The 19781-nt window shown below is 48.8% G+C and carries 13 protein-coding genes; 5 read left to right on the forward strand and 8 right to left on the reverse strand.

Annotation, left to right across the window (positions count from 1 at the left end; genetic code table 11):
* Positions 1–2 precede the first annotated feature (2 nt).
* From ACLHR0_RS11940 to ACLHR0_RS11975, 8 genes are all read right to left on the reverse strand, one after another.
* Positions 3–2243, reverse strand: a complete 2241-nt coding sequence (locus ACLHR0_RS11940; RefSeq protein ID WP_436486799.1) for a hypothetical protein — start codon at positions 2241–2243, stop codon at positions 3–5.
* Between the two features lie 44 nt (positions 2244–2287).
* Positions 2288–3508, reverse strand: a complete 1221-nt coding sequence (locus ACLHR0_RS11945) for a fibronectin type III domain-containing protein (protein ID WP_429048686.1) — start codon at positions 3506–3508, stop codon at positions 2288–2290.
* A gap of 5 nt (positions 3509–3513) precedes the next feature.
* Entirely contained in the window at positions 3514–4992 is a 1479-nt protein-coding gene (locus ACLHR0_RS11950; RefSeq protein WP_436486800.1) for a SusD/RagB family nutrient-binding outer membrane lipoprotein, read from the reverse strand.
* A gap of 12 nt (positions 4993–5004) precedes the next feature.
* Positions 5005–8472, reverse strand: coding sequence for a SusC/RagA family TonB-linked outer membrane protein (locus tag ACLHR0_RS11955; protein ID WP_436486802.1), 3468 nt, complete (start codon positions 8470–8472; stop codon positions 5005–5007).
* 20 nt (positions 8473–8492) lie between these two features.
* Positions 8493–9473, reverse strand: coding sequence for a FecR family protein (locus ACLHR0_RS11960; protein WP_436486804.1), 981 nt, complete (start codon positions 9471–9473; stop codon positions 8493–8495).
* Between the two features lie 257 nt (positions 9474–9730).
* On the reverse strand, positions 9731–10345 hold the full coding sequence (locus tag ACLHR0_RS11965) for an RNA polymerase sigma factor (RefSeq protein ID WP_436486806.1): 615 nt from the start codon (positions 10343–10345) through the stop codon (positions 9731–9733).
* A gap of 87 nt (positions 10346–10432) precedes the next feature.
* Positions 10433–11377 carry a dihydrodipicolinate synthase family protein gene (locus ACLHR0_RS11970; RefSeq protein WP_429048695.1) on the reverse strand — a complete coding sequence of 315 codons (945 nt, stop codon included), beginning with the start codon at positions 11375–11377 and terminating at the stop codon, positions 10433–10435.
* A 19-nt stretch (positions 11378–11396) separates the two neighbouring features.
* Positions 11397–12926 (reverse strand): sodium:solute symporter, encoded by a 1530-nt coding sequence (locus tag ACLHR0_RS11975; protein ID WP_436486809.1) that lies wholly within the window; start codon positions 12924–12926, stop codon positions 11397–11399.
* A 138-nt stretch (positions 12927–13064) separates the two neighbouring features.
* Between ACLHR0_RS11975 and ACLHR0_RS11980 the strand changes: the two genes are divergently transcribed.
* The 5 genes from ACLHR0_RS11980 to ACLHR0_RS12000 all read left to right on the forward strand — a co-directional run bounded on the left by ACLHR0_RS11980 (position 13065) and on the right by ACLHR0_RS12000 (position 19780).
* Complete coding sequence (locus ACLHR0_RS11980; RefSeq protein ID WP_370910504.1) at positions 13065–13922, forward strand: AraC family transcriptional regulator; 858 nt, start codon at positions 13065–13067, stop codon at positions 13920–13922.
* A 108-nt stretch (positions 13923–14030) separates the two neighbouring features.
* Positions 14031–14543: a hypothetical protein gene (locus ACLHR0_RS11985; protein ID WP_370910503.1), complete on the forward strand. Its 513-nt coding sequence runs from the start codon at positions 14031–14033 to the stop codon at positions 14541–14543.
* A gap of 101 nt (positions 14544–14644) precedes the next feature.
* A complete protein-coding gene (locus tag ACLHR0_RS11990) occupies positions 14645–15184 on the forward strand; it encodes a sigma-70 family RNA polymerase sigma factor (protein WP_429048701.1) in 540 nt (179 codons plus the stop codon).
* Positions 15185–15233: 49 nt separating this feature from the next.
* Positions 15234–16244, forward strand: coding sequence for a FecR family protein (locus ACLHR0_RS11995; RefSeq protein WP_436486811.1), 1011 nt, complete (start codon positions 15234–15236; stop codon positions 16242–16244).
* 86 nt (positions 16245–16330) lie between these two features.
* A complete protein-coding gene (locus tag ACLHR0_RS12000) occupies positions 16331–19780 on the forward strand; it encodes a SusC/RagA family TonB-linked outer membrane protein (RefSeq protein ID WP_436486812.1) in 3450 nt (1149 codons plus the stop codon).
* Position 19781: the final 1 nt, after the last annotated feature.

Below are 19781 nucleotides of genomic sequence, written 5' to 3' on the forward strand. Positions count from 1 at the left end.
TTTTATAATTTAATGAGCCACACTTCTGCAACCCTTGAATGTTGTCGCCAGTTTAAATGTTCTTCGTTGATATCATCCCATGTTAGCAGCAGTGTGCCGCTTTTGCTGATATCAGCAGGTACGGGAAATTCTTTTATCTCTCCTGTTCCTTTGTTATAAAGAGATGGTTTCAGCAATACGCCATTCGCCCGCAGCAGGCTTTCGCCATAACCTGTTATTCTTACTACGTAATGCGCAGTAGTATCCAGGTGATCATAACGCATGGCAGCAGGCCAGCGCAGGCTCACCATCCACGACAACCGCTTACGGCTGTAACCACTTTCCCACCAGTCGAAACCCGGCGTATCGCTGCGGCGCATCAGCGGATCCGTGTGCAGGTCTTCCTTCCGGACTACATGCGGCGATTTCGATACATTGCCAATATCATCATAGAAACTGCCTGGCCGCCCCGGGTTTTCCCATCTCCCCAAAGTGTCCAGCGCCTTACGCTGCTCAGCTAAAGGAAGCGTTTTAATATAACGGAACTTATCTTCCAGCCACCAGCGGTTATTCAACGGCCGGTCCAGGAAATCCAGTATTGCCCCGCGTTCCGGCCCGGCGGCTTTATACTTTGCCACACTGGTTTGCAGGGATACCGATTTATACAGGTCGTCGCACAATGCTATAATACGATTCCGCCATTGCGGCTTCACTTTTTGATCTGCCTGTTGTAATATCCTTTCGGCGTTGGCGATCTCATTGCCCTTATGTTCCAGCAAGGTGCGGTTGACCTCCGCTTCCAGCGTGGCCTCCCGGATGGCACGTTCACGGGTATACGCATCGTAATACGCCCTCAGCAAACACATTTGCCAGCGCCAGTTGCCAGCCAACTCTGCGTGTAGCCGTTCCTGTTGTTGCCACAGTGTAAGCGTGGCTGTTATACCGCCGTTATCCGTTACCGGTCCTTCCCAGTTCTTTTCCAGCGCCAGGATCCCGTCTGCTATTAATTCCGGTGAGGCAGAAGGGAAAAAGTAATTGGCATACTGGATCATCATCTCCCGCACATCGGCCTTGCTATTCCACCCAAGCATGCTCCAGAGCATCTTATTAATATCGTCATGCGCGCCGTCGGAGTAGCTGATAAAGCCATCCATATCAGGCGCAATAAAACGGTAAATGTTTGCATAATATACCGGCTGCGGGTTCACCGGCTCACGGCCAAGGGTAAACGCAAATGCGGGGTCCCACCATACTACGGGATAGTCGCAGCGAACAGTATGCGTAATATCCGGGTAATGACGGATCTTGTACTGTGGCGGCAAAGCTGCCCTGGTATTTTCCAGCGAAGGACTGGACGGCCCTACTACAATGCCTCCCAGCCACAATGGTTTACGTTGATGGATATACGAATAAACGAAAGCGCACTCCGTGGAATCGTAGCCTTGCAGCGATAACCAGATGGAGGCTTCCGGATGATACTGCTTTAACGGAACCGCCAACTCCTCCAGCAGCGGCAGCACCAGCTGCGGTGCGTTGTTGCCGGGATCCCCGCCAGGAAAAAATACGGCATTCAGCCGCACTGTCTCGCGGAACAGCGTATCAAACTGCATCAGGAATTGATGCTTCTTGATAGTATCCTTCAGGTCAAACGTTGCGGGTGTCCACACCGAAAAATCCAGGTCGTATTTTTTACAGTACCCGCTGATCCGGTGGGTCATCTCGTTGGAAGAAACGGTGAAATGCGGCGACGCCGGCATAAACGGAATCGCTTCTATACTGTTGGCCCCGAAGATGGCGAGGTCACGGATATACTGTTCATATTGCTCCGGCGTCCATCCGTCGTAGGAGTTGGCCAGGTTGCGGTATCCGATCTGGTGACCGCGGATTCCTTTCTCTGGTGTGGCGTCTGCATGTATCTCCTCCGGCAACATCGCCGCCTTCTGGCGGTACTGCATAATACGCAGCAAATAGCCCGCCCCATATAACAATCCGCGGGAGCCATCTCCCTCTACGAGAATAATGCGGCCTGTTCTATGGATATGATACGATTCCGGTGCACATGGCTTTGTCTGAAAGATGATTACCACGCCATTATCCGGCGCCTGCGCTGTGATGGGCCATACAAGGCCGGTACGGCGTTTCACTTCTTCCTGTAATACCTGCGTGGCAACCTGTTTATCTTTTGACACAATGGTTACGGGTGGCAATACAGACCCGGCACAAAGTTGCGGAATGAAAAATAATATGATCAGGAATCCTCTCATTATTTCATAAACTGATGATTGTAAAAAAAGGAATAGCAGGACGGTTATTTCATTGTATTCTTCAGGAGATTTTCTCCGTTGGCTTGTTTTTCCAGGTCAAAAGCATCATACAATTCGCCGGTAGCCGTATAGGCGCGGAAAGAAACCACCGCGGGCTTAACATCCACCACCTGGAACAGCTGCGTATAAGAGCCGGTGCGGGTCATCCACGGCTGCGGATCTATCTCCGACATTTTGGGTCCGCTTACAGACACTACGTATACCGGTCCCTTGTTGCCGTCGCGTCCACGGGCATAGGTATGATCATGTCCCTGGAGTACCAGGTCTACTTTATACCGGTCGAACAACGGCTTAAAGTTTTCACGCAGCCGCTCGTTGTTGCGGCTTTTCTTGGTCGACAGTACCGGGTGATGGAACGTGATGGCCGTCCACCGGTTGGGATTATTTTTCAGCAGCTGTTCCAGCCATACCTTTTGACGGACCAGCAACGTATCGGATATTTCCACTTCCTGTGAATTCAGCGAAATAAAACGCATGCCCTGCACATCGGTATAGTAGCAGGTTTCCTCCAAACCGGCCGGGCCGTTTTCCGGTAAGGTAAACTGCGGCCGCCAGAAAGCAGAAGGCACATCCTGGCCTGCGGCGTTTTCATAGTATTCGTGGTTACCGGTCGTCATCATACCCGGAACTGTGCTGTGAATAAAACCCCCTGCTTCAAACCATTGCTGCCATTCATTGTTGTTATTGCCCCTGTTCACCAGGTCGCCCGCATGAATGATGAGGCGCGCATCCGGCGCCACGGACCAGGCTTTCCGGATGGTCCTTGACCACATGGAAAGAATATTTGCCTGGGCATCTCCCAGGTAAATAAACGAAAAGGGTTCACCGGGCAATCCTGCCGTACGGAAAGAAAACCATTCGCTCCAGTCGTTCTCCTGCCCTACGCGGTACACGTAATTGGTATTGGGTTGGAGGTGATCGAAAGTAAAGTGATGATACCGCACCGGTAAGGAATCTGCGAAAGGCGGCGTAGTAACAGCAGTATACCGTGTAGCCGTTGCCGTGAAACGTGGATCGGCAGTTGCCGGCGCTAGTTCTGCATAGCTAACCGCTGCCGCCTCACCCGTTCTCCAGGTAACAGCCGCTGAGCGGGAAGGGTCGGCTGTTACATTTAATACAATCCTGTCGGGCCGCAAACGCTGGGCATATACTTGTTGTAAAAAGCAGGTGGCCAGCAGCCACCCGCTTATCAATATTTTCTTCATAGCTTTTACTTCAGGTACCACATCAGCGTGGTTTGTTTATCTGCTCCAAATACGGTGAGTGCTTTCTGGTACTGTTCTTCATTGGTATCTCTTTCGCCGGTGGGATAAATATACCGTTTAGGCAGCACCGTAGTGGATGCCATTGGGCCGAGTACAAACTTAGGCAGGCCCGTGCGGCGGTTATCAAACCATGCTTCCGCGCCTTTCAGGAAACCGGCGATCCACTTCTGGCCAATGAGCTGTTCCAGCGTACCATTGTATTTTACAGAGGCCTGGTTAAAGTAGCCGGCATCAATAGCCGCCTGGTCAACTCCATAAAATTTCATATTGGCATGGATGCCATCATAATACAGGCTTTCCGCTGTTTTGCCCGGCACCGTTACTTTGCCTGCCTGCACACATTCTGCGAGGATAAAGCAAACTTCTGCATAGGTAAGCATGCTGCCCCTCAGCATAGCACCACTAGGGCTGCTGAACAAAGAAGAAAGGCGGGAAATATGATACTTACCACCATTGTAGTCGTAAGGTGCAGGAATCGCATTAGGTACGCCTACATAAGGATTCGGGTTGGTTGTCCCTCCTGTCAGCGAATCCACCCGCGCGATCCAAACTTTCAGGCGGGGATCATTGCGCTGTACTAAAGCATCTACAATTTCTTTGCTGGGTTTGCGCTTATCAAATTCATCAAAGGAACTTCCCAGCGGGCTACCCGGCCAGCTATTGGCGCTCACAGTACCCTGGTATATAATTTCCGCGTTATCTGCGTTGCTTTCAAAAATGGGGTACTTACTCTTATCGTTCAGGATCTCCTGCATTTCTGTAAAGGCAGTGGGATATTTTTTGGAAATGCGTAACAGCATCCGCAAACGGAGCGAATTGGCAAACTTGCGCCAGTTCAACGGTTCTCCCTTGTACATCACATCTGCTAATGTATCTATCTTGTTGGTAACGGAAGACAGCTCATCATTTGCTTCTTTCAACGTTTGCAATAAGGCAGGGTATACCGTTTGCTGCGGATCATACTTCGGATGGGCCAGCGTTTGAGTCTTCAGCAACAACGCTTCACTGTAAGGGACATCGCCAAACAGATCCGTGACATACGCAAAATTAAAAGCTTCCAGCACCTTGCCTACAGATACATACTGCGGTACATTCAGTTTCTTCGCCAGGTCCATCATCTCCCGGTTGGCCGACAGCTTTGAATAGTAGCTATCCCAACTTTGAGGACCCCAGTCGAACTTATCATTGCCCTCATTACGCACCATGGTGATATAACGGCCGGCAGAAGCAGGTTTATCGAAGTAAGCCTCCTTCTGGTAATCATAGGCGGTGTTAATCAACACGGAGGATAACAGGAATTCAGGATTGATCACTTCCGATTCATTCGGATTCACATTGATATCTTCCAGTCCTTTTTCGCAGGAAACAAAGAGGACGCCGAAGATTAGTATCAGGTATTTAAAAGGCATGCGTTGCATAACCATATAATTATTGGTTTAGAAATTGAAACCTACCTTAGCGCCATAAGAACGGGTGTAAGGCAATCCCCAGCTGGCTACTCCCGGGGAGAAACTACCGTTGGAAATCGTCATCGCCGTTTCCGGATCGTACCCCTGTTCCGCAGCAGTCCAGGTAAACAGGTTGCGTGCAATCAGTGATACGCTCAGGTTACCCAGTGGTAGCTTGCCGAGTGTTTTCTTTGAAAAGGTATAGGTAAGTGATGCTTCCCTGAGCTTTACATAGCTGGCGTCGAAAGTAGACCGGCCGGCATAGTCCCAGTAATATTCACCATAATAGTTCTCGGGATCTGTAACATTATCATTGAGCTTGTACTTGCCATTCCCGTCATCTATATAACCGAAAAGGATCATGCCATCTGTACGGTTGTTGCCATCCGCATCTTTCCAGGCCAGACCACCGGTTTTCGGATCGCGGCCGGGGATAGTGGTTTGTGTGCGGCCATCGCTCAACAGGTTCTTTGCCACATAAGAGAAGAAGTTACCGCCCTGGCGCCAGTCAATCAATACATTCAGGGTAAAACCTTTGTAGGTAAATGTGTTATTAATACCCAGCATAAAGTCAGGATTATAGTTCCCTATCTTCACATACTCATTTAACTGCTGGTAACCACCTTCACTACTCAATAAAGGCTGTCCCTTAAATTCACCATCTGGTACAGTGGCCCAGGTTTGTGCATACATGTCTCCCATTTCAGCACCTTCTTCTACCAGGAACCGGATACCTTCTGCACTGCCTAACTGGTAGCTGTTCAAGCCATCTATCAGCTTCAGCACTTTATTGCGGTTACGGGTATAGTTTAATTGCAGGTCCCAGCGGAACGGTCCTGCTACCGGCGTTGCATTCAACCCGATCTCAATACCTTTGTTCCTGATCCTACCGGCGTTGGTCACCATGTTGGAATACCCGGTGGCCATTGTTACCGGTATTTTGATGATCTGATTACGGTTTACGGTATTATAATAAGTAAAGTCGATGCCGATTCTTCCTTTCAGGAAACGAACGTCTGCACCGAATTCATGCGAGGTAGCAATCAGTGGCTTCAGCCGGTTATTTTTCAACACGTTGCTGATATTCGCCAGTTTTGTTTTGTCCCAGTCCTGGCCAAAGCTAAAGGTGTTATACAAATTATAGGGATCTGTATCGCCACCCACCTGTGCCCAGTTAGCACGGATCTTAGCAAAAGACAACACGTCCGATTTTATACCCAGCATATCGGATACAATCAAACTCAGTGAAGCTGAGGGGTAGAAATAGGAATTGTTGCCGGCGGGCAGGGTGCTTGACCAGTCGTTACGCGCCGTCAGATCCAGGAATGCATAATTGCGGAAGCTCACCTGCCCCATGCCATACACGCTGTTGATACGTTTGGTATACCTGCCGGAAGTATTTACTACCGAACCGGCTTTGGCGTTGGCAATATTGTACAGGCCAGGTATCACCAATGCTTCCGATTTCTGACTGGAGCCTTTAGTGATTTGATTCATACGGTTGGCGCCTGCGGAAACAGATACAAAGAAATCTGAGTTGATATTCTTCTTATAGCTTAACAGGAAGTCGGTATTCTGTTCCCTGAAAAATTCTGTTTCAAAAGCATAGGCGCCGGTTGGATTTTTCACCGCACTGAAAGGCCGTTTACTTTCGCGGGTTTCAGAGTAAAGATCCATACCCGTGCGGCCCATGAGCGACAGGTCTTTCGTGATCTGGATATTCAATTCCACGTTACCGGTCATACGGTCACGGTCAAACCCGTTGATAAATTCATATGCCACCAGGTAAGGGTTATCCGTAGATCCCGGCACATGTGAAAACTGCTGCAATCCTTCCTTTCCGGGCAGCCAGTAGTTGCGCAGCTGCCTGATGTCCACGTTGGGTGTGGTGGTATATACAATGTTGCTCACGCTTCCCCGGTTAAAAGTAGGCCGGTTGCCGCTGCTGTTTTTCGTATAGCCGATATTGGTACTCACCTTGATGTTGGGATTCAGATTATATCCTGCCGCAAGGTTGAGCGTATTTCTTTTCAGATCAGTATTGGGTATGATACCTTCATTTTTCAGGTTGGTAAACGACAACCGGAAGTTACCATCCTTGTTATTACCGGTGATGGCAATGTTGTTGGTGAAGGTAGATCCGGTGCGGAAGAAATCCTTATGCCGGTCGGGATAAGATACCCAGTCGGTAGGAATCGGCTGTCCGTTCGCATCCAAAGGACTATTCCACTGTACGTGTTTGGTGCCTACATCCAGTCGTGGTCCCCAGGAAGCGTCAGAAATAGTTTCATCAGAACCTTCACGGTCGCCGGAACCAAATTCATTCTGGAATTTCGGGAACAGCCAGGGTTGATCAAACATCGCGCTGGAGTTAACGGAAACGCCTAAACCTTTTGTAGTACCTGAGCCGGATTTGGTAGTGATGAGAATCACACCGTTGATAGCGCGGGAGCCGTATAAAGCGGAAGCGCTGGCGCCTTTCAGCACCGAGATGCTGGCGATATCGTCGGGATTGATATCCGAGATGGTGCTGCCATAATCCACTACTACCTGTCCTACGGGCTGTTTCGGATTACGCACCGCCGGTGCAATGGGAATACCATCTACTACATACAACGGCTGATTATAGCCTTCCAGGCTGCTCTGGCCGCGGATGGTAACCAGCGAGGTGCCGCCCGGGTCGGAGCTGGTGCTTCTTACGTTTACACCGGTTACTTTACCGGCTAAAGCGTTGGCAATGTTTACTTCTTTTACGGTGCTCACCTGGTCGCCTTTCAGCGTGGCGATGGAGTAACCGAGTGCTTTCTCCTGGCGTTTAATACCAAGCGCGGTAACTACCACATCATCCAAACTGCGTATGGTAGCCACCAGCTGTACCTGCAGCATTCCGTTGCCAGCCACCGTTTCTTTTGACTGGTAGCCTACAGAACGGAATACCAGAACGGCATTGCTGCCGGCTACTTTGATGGTAAACTGTCCGTCTACGTTAGTGGCCGTACCATTAGAGGTGCCTTTTTCATGCACGCTTACACCGGGAAGGGCTACACCGCTTTCATCGGTTACTATGCCTTTTACGGTTACTTCCTGCATTTTTGTGGCGCCTGCTTCTCCGCCGGCAGGGCGGATTGCATAATCATGATCGCTTAATTTTACCGCCTGCAAACCCAGTGGTGTAAGCACTTTCGTTAACTGTGCTTCCAGGTTGCTGCCGGTAACACGGAGTTGTTTCCCCGCTACAAATTTATCCGCCACTTGTGTGGGCGAATAATTAAAGCTGATGTTAAACCTTGTTTCGAGGTTGGTCAGCATTTGCCGGAGTGGGATGGTTCCTGCTTCCCCCGGAGTATCTCCGCTTCTTACCATTAATTGCTGTGCGCTGGTTTCGGTGTTCAGCAGCAGCAACAACAACAGCATCGCTCTCCAGGGAGCATAAAGCTTCGTAAAGCTCTTTTGCATAACTGTAAATTTTAAAAACCTTATTCAAAAATGATGACTGAATTATCTTGTTTGATTTTCAGCTGATGCACGGTGGCTATCGCTTTCAACAACATCGGGGGATCATCAGCAGGCACAGAGCCGGTGAATAACAGGCTTTCCATTTTCTTATTCCTGAACTGGATCTTATAACCATATATGTCTTCCAGTTGCTGCGCAACGCTTATCAGCGGCGTATCCCTGAACAGGAGCCGGCGTTGCTTCCAGGCGGTGAGTTGCACAGGATCTGCCTGCAGCCGGTGATGTTCTCCCGGCGAAAAAGACATCATATCGCCGGGTTTCATATCCAGGCTGTCGTTCACCACAATCTTCCCTTCTTCCAGCAATACCTTCACCTGATCATGACGGTGATATACATTAAAGGCAGTTCCTTTTACTTCAATAGTTACCTGTGGCATCAATACCCGGAATTTAGGATGCAGCCCGGCGGGAGATTTGGATACATTAAAATAGGCCTCGCCATTGAGCGTAACTGACCTTACGTTTTCCTTTGTCCATTTACGGGGATAAGAAACAGATGAATTGGCATTCAGCTGTACAATAGAGCCATCGGGCAGTTGCAGGGTTTTGGTTTCACCAAAGCCAGTCTGGACAAAAATGTTTTCAACGGATGGCTCACTTCCCTGTGCATACCATATGCCGGCAAACAGCAGCACAGCAGCAGCGGTAGCCAGTGCGTAGTACCACGGCCTGCGGACAACTACGTTATTTTTTTTAATAACGGGTTCGTCCAGCAACAGGTCTATCTGCGCTTTCACAGCCTCCATTTCTTCCATGCTTACTTCGTTGGTACGGAACCGTAGTGCCAGCACCAATGCGCGGGCATCCTGCAATACCGCCTCCTTCTCCGGGTGTACCGCTATCCAGCTTTCCCAGAAGGCCGCAGCAGTATCCTCCAGCACCCAGGCACGGAATAAGTCATCCGCAGCAAAATCTGCTGCCTCAAATTCACTATAATTCATAAAAAAACACCTTGTACAATAACAAGAGACGCGGATGCGGAAAATACCCTCACGGAAATGGATCTTTTTTCGCGAATGTTGTCTTTCTCAGGATTACACTGATTTTACGGATTAATTTGATTTTACTTTTTGGATTTTTTTTGGATTTTTTGATTTAATAGCAAAGGGAGATATAAGCGGCTATATACGCTTATATCTCCCTTTCTCCTTTACAAAATCAAAAAATCCAAAAAGTAAAATCAAATTAATCCGTAAAATCAGTGTAATCCTGAGAAAGACAACATTCGCAGCGCGGCTTCATCCTGTGCGAGCAGCTCTTTTAATTCAGCGATGGCCCGGTAGATGAGGGTGCGGGCATACTTTACTTCTTTCAATACCATAATGTCGGCGATTTCCTCGTAGGAAAGGCCCTCGTAGAAGCGCAGGTATACGGCTTCCTTTTGGCGGAGGGTAAGGGCGTTTAGTTTTTGTTGCAGTAGCCGGGTGGTGTTTTCACTGTGCTGCCGGTTGATGAGGATACTTTCCGGGGAAAGCTCCAGGGCGAAGGTGGAGGCGGCGCCTTCGTCGAGACTTGCGGGGCCGTGGGCCGACTTGTCGAGGTACCTGAACAGCTTTCTCCTGGCGGATACCATCAGGTAGCTTTTCAGGCTGACAGGAAGCGAAAGGCCGGCCCTTTGCGCAAATAACTGCGAGAAGAAGTCCTGCAACATGTCCTTTACCAGCGCCCGGTCTGTTGTAAACCGGATACAGTACCGGAACAGCAACGGGAAGTAGCGCCGGTATATTTCTCCGAAGGCGTCCCGGTCTCCGCTACAGAGCCGGACCCACAGGAGCTGTTCATTTTGCTGAGGATTGTATGGGCTGCTTGACATCTATTGTGTGAATTAGCATAAGGATCTTTCTCTAAACTACACATTGGCCGGTTGCCGTCATAACTTCCTGTCAGAAATAACATCGATTTAATGTGAGGGCAAAGGCGCCGACACCACTTCCCGGATCTGTAAACGCTCGCACCAGCCTTTAAAATCACGGTAAATCTGTTGCAAGGTTTCCTTCTGTTCCGGCGTCAGCTCCAGCGCATGCGCGCGGCTGATGGTGCGCACCGGAATGCCCCTTAACTGCAGAAAATATTTTGCGCTCAGCGGGTAAGCTATGTGGATCAGCGGGTCTACTCTTTGTAACTCCGATTGTATCCAATGCACATCTTCCTGCCGGCTTTCATCATTTACATGATTACAGAGCCATACCAGTATTTCAGGATAAAAATTTCCGGAGATAGACGACATGCCAGCTGCGCCCATTTGCATAGAGGCTACCGCATTAGGCGTATGGGCGTCGTAGAACTCCAGCCGGCTTCCCGCTGTCACGGCCAGTTTGGCGCGCACGTTTTCCACCTTGCAGGAAGTATCCTTGTGATAAATGAGGCGGTTGGTAGCCAGTAAGGTTTGCAGGATCTCCGGCGTAATCACCCGTTTATAAGGCGCCGGGCATTCGTATAATCCTAAGGGTATATTGCCGGTAAGAGAAAACAATTCTTCGAATCTTTGCAGCAGTACGGAATCCGGTTCGTCTACATTGGCAAAGTGCCCGGTGATCATAATCACGGAATCCACGCCGGTGTCATAGATCTTTTGTGTAAACAGGGCCTTGTCTTTGATCGTAAGACCAAAGGACCCGGTAGCCACTACCGGCACGCGGCCATTTACATACTGCACTACGTGGCGGGTGAGCTCCAGTCGCTCATCCTCGCTGATGCTGTACATTTCGGACGACAGGCAATTGGCGAAAAAACCTTTTACGCCGGCATCCAGATAAAAATCTACCAGGTGCTCCACCATGTCATGGTCAATCTGTGCTTTCAGATTAAAAGGGGTGATCATCACCGGTACAAATTTCTTTTGCATAACAAACGGGTTTAAATAATCAGGAAGTTTTAAGGCGTTGCAGCCGCGATAGCAGCATACCCGCCAGGAATATTGATAACGTTCCCACCACGATGATCATATGCGCATGCAACGGGCTGCGCAGGCTGACTAACCCGGCGGGGAGATACTTTGATAACGACATCCACAGGATGACTACAATACCAATGATGGTAGCGGTAACGGCCGTGGCATTTTTTGTTTTGGAGATAATGCCCAGCAAAAACAATCCCAGCATGCCTCCCGCAAATATGCCGGACAACTCCCACCACATGTCCAGGATACTCTTCACTCCAATCATCGAAATACCAAAACCGATAGCCAGCAAACCCGACAAGGTAGTGGCGATATACAACACCCGCATCTCCTTTGCAGGCGTGATTTCCGGATCAACATACCGCTGATAAATATCTTTCAGAAAAACAGTAGCCGTGCTGTTCATACCACTGCTGACGGTACTCATCGCCGCAGAAAGGATGGCTGCTACGATCAATCCCATGAGCCCTTTCGGCACTTTGGTAACCATAAACCAGGGCAATACCTTATCGCCGTAATCGGCTGGCTGTAACGATGCAACCGGCACCTGCCTTTCCGCCGCTACCTGCTGTTTCAGCGCCAGCAGCAGTTCCGGGTGCTGTTGCGCATACGCATACAAAGCAGTGCCAATAAAAAAGAACACCATGCTCACCGGCACGTACCAATACACACAAAGCCATATACTGCGCGACGCTTCTTTTTCTGAACGGGCAGTATGGTAGCGCTGCACATAGTTCTGGTCCATACCAAAGTTATTCAGGTTAATAAAAAATCCATACAGGAACACCACCCAGAAAGTAGAAGTACTGAAATCCCGCAGGGAAAAACTACCCAGTGAAAATTTTCCATCTGCCATTCCTATCTTCCAGATATCCTTCACCCCATCGTTCATACCTGTAATCACCAGCCAGAGGATCACTATAGCGCCGGCAGTTTTCACAATACCCTGCAGCACTTCTGTCCATATCACCGCTTCCATACCACCCAACACCGTATATATAATGATGCATACTCCCGTAACGGTCATGATAGTACGCATTTCCAACCCCGTAAGTGCCTGCAGTGCCAGCGCCACACCAAAAAAGATGGAGCCCATCCGCGCCAGCTGCATCAGGATAAAACAAACCATCGCATAGGTTCTTGCCCATGGGCCAAACCGGTGTTCCAGGTGTGTGTATGCGCTCACTTCCCCGCTGCGGCGGTAAAATGGCACAAAATATTTTGCCGCAATAAAAGCAGCCAGCGGCATAGATAAACTGAACACAAAAGCATTCCAGTTACTGCCAAATGATTTTCCCGGCACGCCGAGAAAAGTATTACTGCTTAAAAACGTGGCATACAAAGAAAGCCCCAAAGCCCAGCCCGGTATAGTTCCGGACGCCGTGGTAAATTGTGCCGCATTCCCGTTTTTCCGTGAAAACCATACCCCCACTCCAATCATACATAGCAGGTAAATGGCGATTACAGCCAGATCAATTATTGGCAGTTGGTGCATAATGAATCTCCGATTGGTCGATAAAACCAGTTCAATACGTGGATAAAAAAAATTACAGTCGTTACACGAAGATTACTAATTTTTATGGATCAAACAATGTTGAATGTTATGAAAAGAATAGCTTAAATTACTATTGAGATGAACAACCTGGCCGCCAACACACCGACCACCTGGAACTTACCGGACCACCTGAAACGCAAGCTGGAAAAGCATCCGCTTGGCAGAAACCTTTTTATTACCACTATTGGCCTCTATCCTGAAAATGCTGCCCTGGAAATCAGTGAACCAAAGGGCGCACCGGTGTATACCTTATTATATGTAACACATGGAAAAGGATGGCTGGAAACCGGGAAAAAGAAAGTGACTATCAAACCTAATCAATACCTGCTGTTCCCGAAAGGCGCCGCATTCCGCTCCGGCCCTGCTGAAGGGGAGCCGTGGCGGATCTATGCCGTGCAATTTTCCGGCAAGCTGGCAGACGACATATACAGCTACCTGGGCACCGGCCTGAAACCGCATACCATACCGCCCCTCGTAGGACGCAATGCACAGTTCGATGATATCCTCCATCATCTCGACCTCATGAATAATATAGAGAACCTGCTGTACGCCAATTTCCGGTTCTATAGTTTCCTTGGCACCTTCCGGCTCACGGTTTTCAACTATATGAAGAAGGGCGCAGATAATATTATTGAACAATGTATCCAGCTCATGAAACAAAAGCTGGACCAGCACCTCACCCTGGCCGACCTCTCCAGGGAAACCTGTATTTCCGCTTCATACCTGTCGGCCCTCTTCAAAGAAAAAACACGCTACTCTCCCATCCAGCTGTTTACCTCCCTGCGGATGCAGAAGGCCAGCCAGCTGCTGAAAGATACCCGTTTGACCGTAAAAGAAATTGCACAGGAAATGGGCTACCCGGATCAATACACGTTTTCCAGGTCGTTTAAACTGATCATGGGGGTATCGCCCAAAAAATTCAGGGATAAGGGCTGAATGATATTAACCAATTGTTAAGCAGTAAGAAGCAGTGAGGGATATGGCGTTTCAAAACGAATATATAGAAGGAACGAAACTCCTTCCATCATTTAATACCAAACACTCATGCGCTTTTTTATCCCCCGTTATCTGTTTCTTGTACTGCCTGTATACTGCCTGTTTACAGGCGCATGTAAAAAAGATAAGCCTGCAACACCCCAAAAATCGCCTAAGTATGAACTGGTGACGGGTACCTGGAAACAACAGGACATCGTGCTGGCAGTAGCCGTTAAATTGAATAAACAGAACATTCCCGCTGGCACCAGCATCATTGCATTGGCGCCCCTGCTCGGACCCGGCGGCGCCCTGTTCACCTGCACCGTGAATAACACCTACCAGTTTAACGGCGACGGCTCCTTTGCCATTGATGGCTGTACCACGCTGATCCTGCCCGTTGCCGGCAACAGCGGCACCTGGGACCTGGACGTACACGATTCGGTGTTAAAACTCATTTCTGCCAAAGGAGAAAACGATCCGCACTGGATTGAAAATATCAGCAGTACCAACCTGGATCTTTCCCTCACGGTAACGATCCCCGGTGTGGCGACTATCCCCTTAATACTAAAATTGAAGAAATAAACGAACCGCGGAGATATCGCATGCTATTGTTGAAAATAACAATAATATAATCGGTAATTCCTTGTATCTTGTTTAGACTGATCAGATATTTGCTGGCAATTATGGAAAGTATTGTACAGGATATTATCAATGGGAATATCGGAAGTTTTAAGATGGTATACCAACAGTACCACACAAAACTTTACTTCTACGTTCTGAAATGTACACACTCCGTTTACATAGCGGAAGAAACTGTGCAACTTACTTTCATACTCCTCTGGGAAAAGCGGGAGCGATTGTCTACCAGCTTCAATATCTCCACACAGATTTTTCGTATAGGCAAAAGCGTAATGACCGACCTCCTGCGCAAACAACAGGTGCGTGACCGTCATACGCAAACACTGGTAAGGGATAACACCAACTGGCATGTGGAAACAGATATCTCCGTAAAAGAAGAACTGAAGCGCGTGTATAACAGTATAGAACAGCTATCCCCCATCCGGAAAAATGTTTTTAAACTCAGCCGCTTTGAAGGTCTCCCGCATAAAGAAATTGCCAGGCAGTTATCCATCTCCCCTAAAACAGTTGAAAACCACATTGTACGGGCTATCCGCCAGTTAAAGAATTCCCTGCTGCTACTGCTTCTATTGCTGATCTGTTAACTAAATGTGACGCAGTGAGGGATTTACCGTTTTCAAACGAATACATACTATGAAGCATTCAGTAACACTTATTGAAAAGTTTCTCCGGGATGAATGCAATGAAGCCGAGAAGCAATGGGTAAAAGAATACATTGCACAGCATCCGGAGGCTTTACAACCTTACTTAACGGAAGAAAGCTGGCATTCCTTCCAGCCAGGCGAGCTATTGCCGGAGGCGGTTTCCGGTAAAATGATGACAGTGATCGAAGGGCATACTTTTCAGAAGAAGCAGGTAAACAGGCGCTGGTATGCAGCGGCAGCAGCCGTTGTGCTGATTATTTCCGGCGGACTGTTATGGACGATATTACGCCCGTTGCCCATCAATAAAACAATGGCGGTAAAACCCGTGCAAACAAATACCGCCCCTGCAGCAACATTACGTACCGTAATGAACAACACCCGTAAAACAATGCCGCTGCAACTAAGCGACGGCAGTATGGTAGAACTGGCCCCTGAAAGCGAGGTGAAATACCAGGAGCCGTTCACCGGCAACCGCAGGGATGTTTATTTAAAAGGACAGGCCCTGTTCCGTGTAACCGGTAACAAAGAGCAGCCATTCACCGTATATGCAGGCCAGCTTGGCACCACCGCATTGGGTACGGTATTCAAAATAACAGCGTGGGACCGGAAAGCGATCACACAGGTACAACTGATCAGCGGCAAGGTAGTAGTGAAACCGGATCATGCAGCAGGCGTTTACCTTCGTCCCGGTCAGGCACTGCGCTACGACCGCCAGAAAATGCTGGTAACGGTGAATGACGTTATCAAAAAAGATAAAATACCTTCACGCATAAACGAAATTATTACTTTCAGCAATGAACCGCTGACCGGCGTTTTCAGGCAGATGTCTGAAAAATACCACGTCAGCATCCAATATACAGCCAGCAGCCTTACAGGCATGAATTTCACCGGAACATTCGACAGTAGCAAAGAAACACTAAAAGAATTCCTGACAACTATTGGTACGTTAAATAATCTTACTATTAATCAGAAAGATGATGTTATCTACATAGTACAATAATCCCGGAAACTAATTTCCCATACTTACAACACAGGCAACCTCTATGAGGCTGCACGGACTTCCTTTTGCCTAAAACGAACAATATTATGTGTGTAAAAATCAAACAATCACGCCCCACCACCATCATCTGGCTGTTGCTGTTGCTCTGGCAACTGATGGCCGGAAACGCGCTGGCGCAAAACCCGCGCCCTGCCGCTATCGGCCTGATCAAAAATGAAAGCAATGAAAGCCTGCCCGGTGTAATGGTGAAAATGGAGAATGCAGACCATAAAGTATTAGCCACCACCGTCACCAATGAAAAAGGCATCTTTACATTTGCAAAACTGCCTGCTGGCGGCCCTTATCATTTCGTGTTATCACAAATGGGTTATACCACCGATACACTGCGCGGATATATGATCAACGATTCCAGCAAATTGTCTTTATCGGTGGTCCTGAAAAAAAAAGTAGAAGAGTTAAGCCAGGTGCTGGTAACGGCACTGGGCATTAAAAGAGAAAAGAAAGCCCTCGGGTATTCTGTGGAAGAACTGGGCGGCAAGGAATTTAACCGCGTAACACAGGAAAACCTGCTCAACTCCATGTCGGGAAAAGTGGCCGGCGTTACCATCAACTCCACCGGCACCACCGGGTCGTCTGTAAGCATGATCATACGCGGCGCTACCTCCCTCAGCAGCGATAACCAGCCGCTGTTTGTAGTAGACGGCGTACCCGTAGCCAACACGGTGAACAACATCAGCCAGATTGGTAAAGATAACATGGTGGATTATGGCAATGCCATTTCCGATATCAACCCCGATAATATTGAAAGCGTTACCATCCTGAAAGGCCCCAGCGCCGCCGCATTGTATGGCTCCCGCGCGGCCAACGGCGTAGTGCTCATCACTACCAAAACAGGCAGAAAAGTTAATAAGGTAACCGTTGATGCATATGTAAACTCCGTATTCGATATTCCCTATAAATACCTGAACTGGCAAACGAAATTCGGCTCCGGTCAATTGGCAGGCATTCCTTTTTCCCGCAGCGGCAACCTGCTCACCAATCCCTTCGGCACTATCATCCAGGAAAATGTGGATGGCACCTTCGGCGCCGAACTGGATATGGGTTATGAAGAAGTGCAGTGGAACAGTCCTCTCGATGCAAACGGCAAAAAAATACCCATGCCGCTGGTGTCGCACAAAGATAACGTGAAGAATTTCGTCAACACCGGCATCACTACCATTGCCGGTGCTTCTGTTGCCAACAACAACGATAAGATCTCCTATCGCATTTCGTATGCGAACATGTCGAACAAAGGAATTATCCCTAATACCGATCTCTATAAAAATACGCTGAGCCTGAACTCCGGCCTGCAGGTGAACTCAAAGCTGAGCTTAAGTACCAACATTGATTTCAGCCGCAACAACTCCAACAACCGCGCAGCCGGCGACCGTGGCGCCAACCCGCTACAGGCGGTATACAGCGTTTCCCCGCACATTGATATACGCGACCTGGCAGACTACTGGATGCCCGGACAGGAAGGATTACAACAACGCACCCAATATAACGGCGTGTTCAATAATCCTTACTTCCTCGCGTATGAAGTAAAGAACGGATTTGTGAGAGACCGGTTGTTTGGTAATATCCGGGCCGACTGGAAAATACTGCCGTCCCTTACTTTTATGGCGCGGTATGCACTGGATACCTACGGCGAAAAAAGAGAAACCAAAATTTCCAACAGCTACCTGAATAATCCCGGTGGCGCCTACGGCATCATCAACCTCGATAACTACGAGCGGAACATGGATGTATTGCTTACCTATAAAAAAGCCATTCATCATTTCGATGTTTCCGTTTCTGCCGGTGGTAATATGCGCTACCAGACAGGCAGCAACGTTACCACCTCTACGAAAGACGGTACCGGTCTTAATACGCCCGGCGTATATACCATTCAGAATATTTCTCCTGCCAACCTCAACTTCTACAGTAGCACCTTTGAAAAAGGTGTGAACAGTCTTTATGGTATGCTGAACATAGGATACAAAGGAATGGCGTACCTGGATGTAACCGGCCGTACCGATTGGTCCAGCACCCTCCCTGATGCCGCTTCCTACTTTTATCCGTCGGCCTCACTGAGTGTGCTCCTGAATGAAATGGCGCACATCACCTCCACCAATATCAATATGATCAAATTAAGAGGCGGTGCAGCGCAGGTAGGTAACGACGCTTCTCCTTACCAGCTGGTAGCTACTTTGGGCAGTGTAGGCGCCTGGGGGAATATTCCGCAGCTCACCACGTTCGGCACCCTGCTGAATCCTTTCCTGAAGCCGGAAATCGCTACGTCGTACGAAGGCGGTGTTGACATCAACCTGTTTCAGAACCGCCTGCATTTTTCAGGCACCTATTATATCGTTGAAAACAAAAACCAGATCTTCAGCCCTAAAACACCTCCTTCTTCGGGCTACTCTTCCCGCAGCATCAACGCGGGTTTGCTCAGGAGCAGGGGCATTGAATTAACGCTCGGCGGCACGCCGGTACAAACCAGGAACTGGAGATGGGATGTGGACTTTAACTTCACCCGCAACAGAACCCGCATCATTTCCCTGCCGGATGATATGCCTTACTATACCCTTTGGGAAGAAGGAAAAGGCGGCGCCTGGACCTATGTGGGAGAAGATATCGGCGACATCTACGATGCGCAGCTGGTAACAGTTACAGACAAATCGTCCCCATACTACGGCTACCCTATATTAGATAACACCGGTAAATGGCAAAGTATAGATGCCATCAATACAAAAAATAAGATCGGCAATTTTAACCCGGATTTTATCATGGGTTTTCAGACGTCCATCTCCTATAAAAGTTTTACACTGAACATGACGTTCGACTGGCGGAATGGCGGTGACTTTGTATCGCAAACTTACCGTTACGGAGAAGAACATGGTAACTCCCAGTTGTTCCTCGACAAGCTCACGGATCCCGGCACGATGAAAGGCCAGGAACTGCGCGATTACCTGGTTAGTCACCAGGATCAGCTGGTAATCCCCACCGGCAATAACTTCCCGCTGGTAGGCGGTCCTACGCCGGAATACAATAGTTTTCCTTTTACGTATGGTCCGTATGTGTTGCCTTATGGCGGCGTATTTATTCCGGGCGTAAGGGCGAAGGGATACGACAGCAACGGTAACCCTACCGGCTATCTTGAAAATCTTGGTAACGATGGCACCCTCACGCTTCCTTATGCCGGCAGTACCGCCTGGTCGTTTACAAGGGCGTTTTTATTCCCTGCGTCTTACCTGAAGCTGAGAGAAGTGTCGCTGACTTATGCGCTGCCGCAGCGACTGATCAGTACCGCGAAATTGCAACGTGCCAGCTTCTCTGTATACAGCAGGAATATTATCCTGTGGACTGCCGCCAAAATCGGCATTGATCCTGAAAATGCCTATCAGCCTTCTACCGCTGTACAGGGCTCGGGTATGCAGTTCAAGCAGGGTATTGAAAGATACAATGTTACTCCCTGGGCTATCCCGGTGGGCGCAAAACTGAACGTCACCTTTTAAG

This window comes from Chitinophaga sp. ARDCPP14, assembly GCF_051362515.1.
GTDB lineage: Bacteria > Bacteroidota > Bacteroidia > Chitinophagales > Chitinophagaceae > Chitinophaga.

Bases quoted from the DNA above. Each gene is read 5' to 3' on its own strand.
- ACLHR0_RS11960 (WP_436486804.1), bottom strand. From the start codon at position 9,473: ATGAATTATAGTGAATTTGAGGCAGCAGATTTTGCTGCGGATGACTTA.
- ACLHR0_RS11985 (WP_370910503.1), top strand. From the start codon at position 14,031: ATGCGCTTTTTTATCCCCCGTTATCTGTTTCTTGTACTGCCTGTATAC.
- ACLHR0_RS11995 (WP_436486811.1), top strand. From the start codon at position 15,234: ATGAAGCATTCAGTAACACTTATTGAAAAGTTTCTCCGGGATGAATGC.
- ACLHR0_RS11950 (WP_436486800.1), bottom strand. From the start codon at position 4,992: ATGGTTATGCAACGCATGCCTTTTAAATACCTGATACTAATCTTCGGC.
- ACLHR0_RS11975 (WP_436486809.1), bottom strand. From the start codon at position 12,926: ATGCACCAACTGCCAATAATTGATCTGGCTGTAATCGCCATTTACCTG.
- ACLHR0_RS11940 (WP_436486799.1), bottom strand. From the start codon at position 2,243: ATGAGAGGATTCCTGATCATATTATTTTTCATTCCGCAACTTTGTGCC.
- ACLHR0_RS11965 (WP_436486806.1), bottom strand. From the start codon at position 10,345: ATGTCAAGCAGCCCATACAATCCTCAGCAAAATGAACAGCTCCTGTGG.
- ACLHR0_RS11970 (WP_429048695.1), bottom strand. From the start codon at position 11,377: ATGCAAAAGAAATTTGTACCGGTGATGATCACCCCTTTTAATCTGAAA.
- ACLHR0_RS11945 (WP_429048686.1), bottom strand. From the start codon at position 3,508: ATGAAGAAAATATTGATAAGCGGGTGGCTGCTGGCCACCTGCTTTTTA.
- ACLHR0_RS11990 (WP_429048701.1), top strand. From the start codon at position 14,645: ATGGAAAGTATTGTACAGGATATTATCAATGGGAATATCGGAAGTTTT.
- ACLHR0_RS12000 (WP_436486812.1), top strand. From the start codon at position 16,331: ATGTGTGTAAAAATCAAACAATCACGCCCCACCACCATCATCTGGCTG.
- ACLHR0_RS11955 (WP_436486802.1), bottom strand. From the start codon at position 8,472: ATGCAAAAGAGCTTTACGAAGCTTTATGCTCCCTGGAGAGCGATGCTG.
- ACLHR0_RS11980 (WP_370910504.1), top strand. From the start codon at position 13,065: ATGAACAACCTGGCCGCCAACACACCGACCACCTGGAACTTACCGGAC.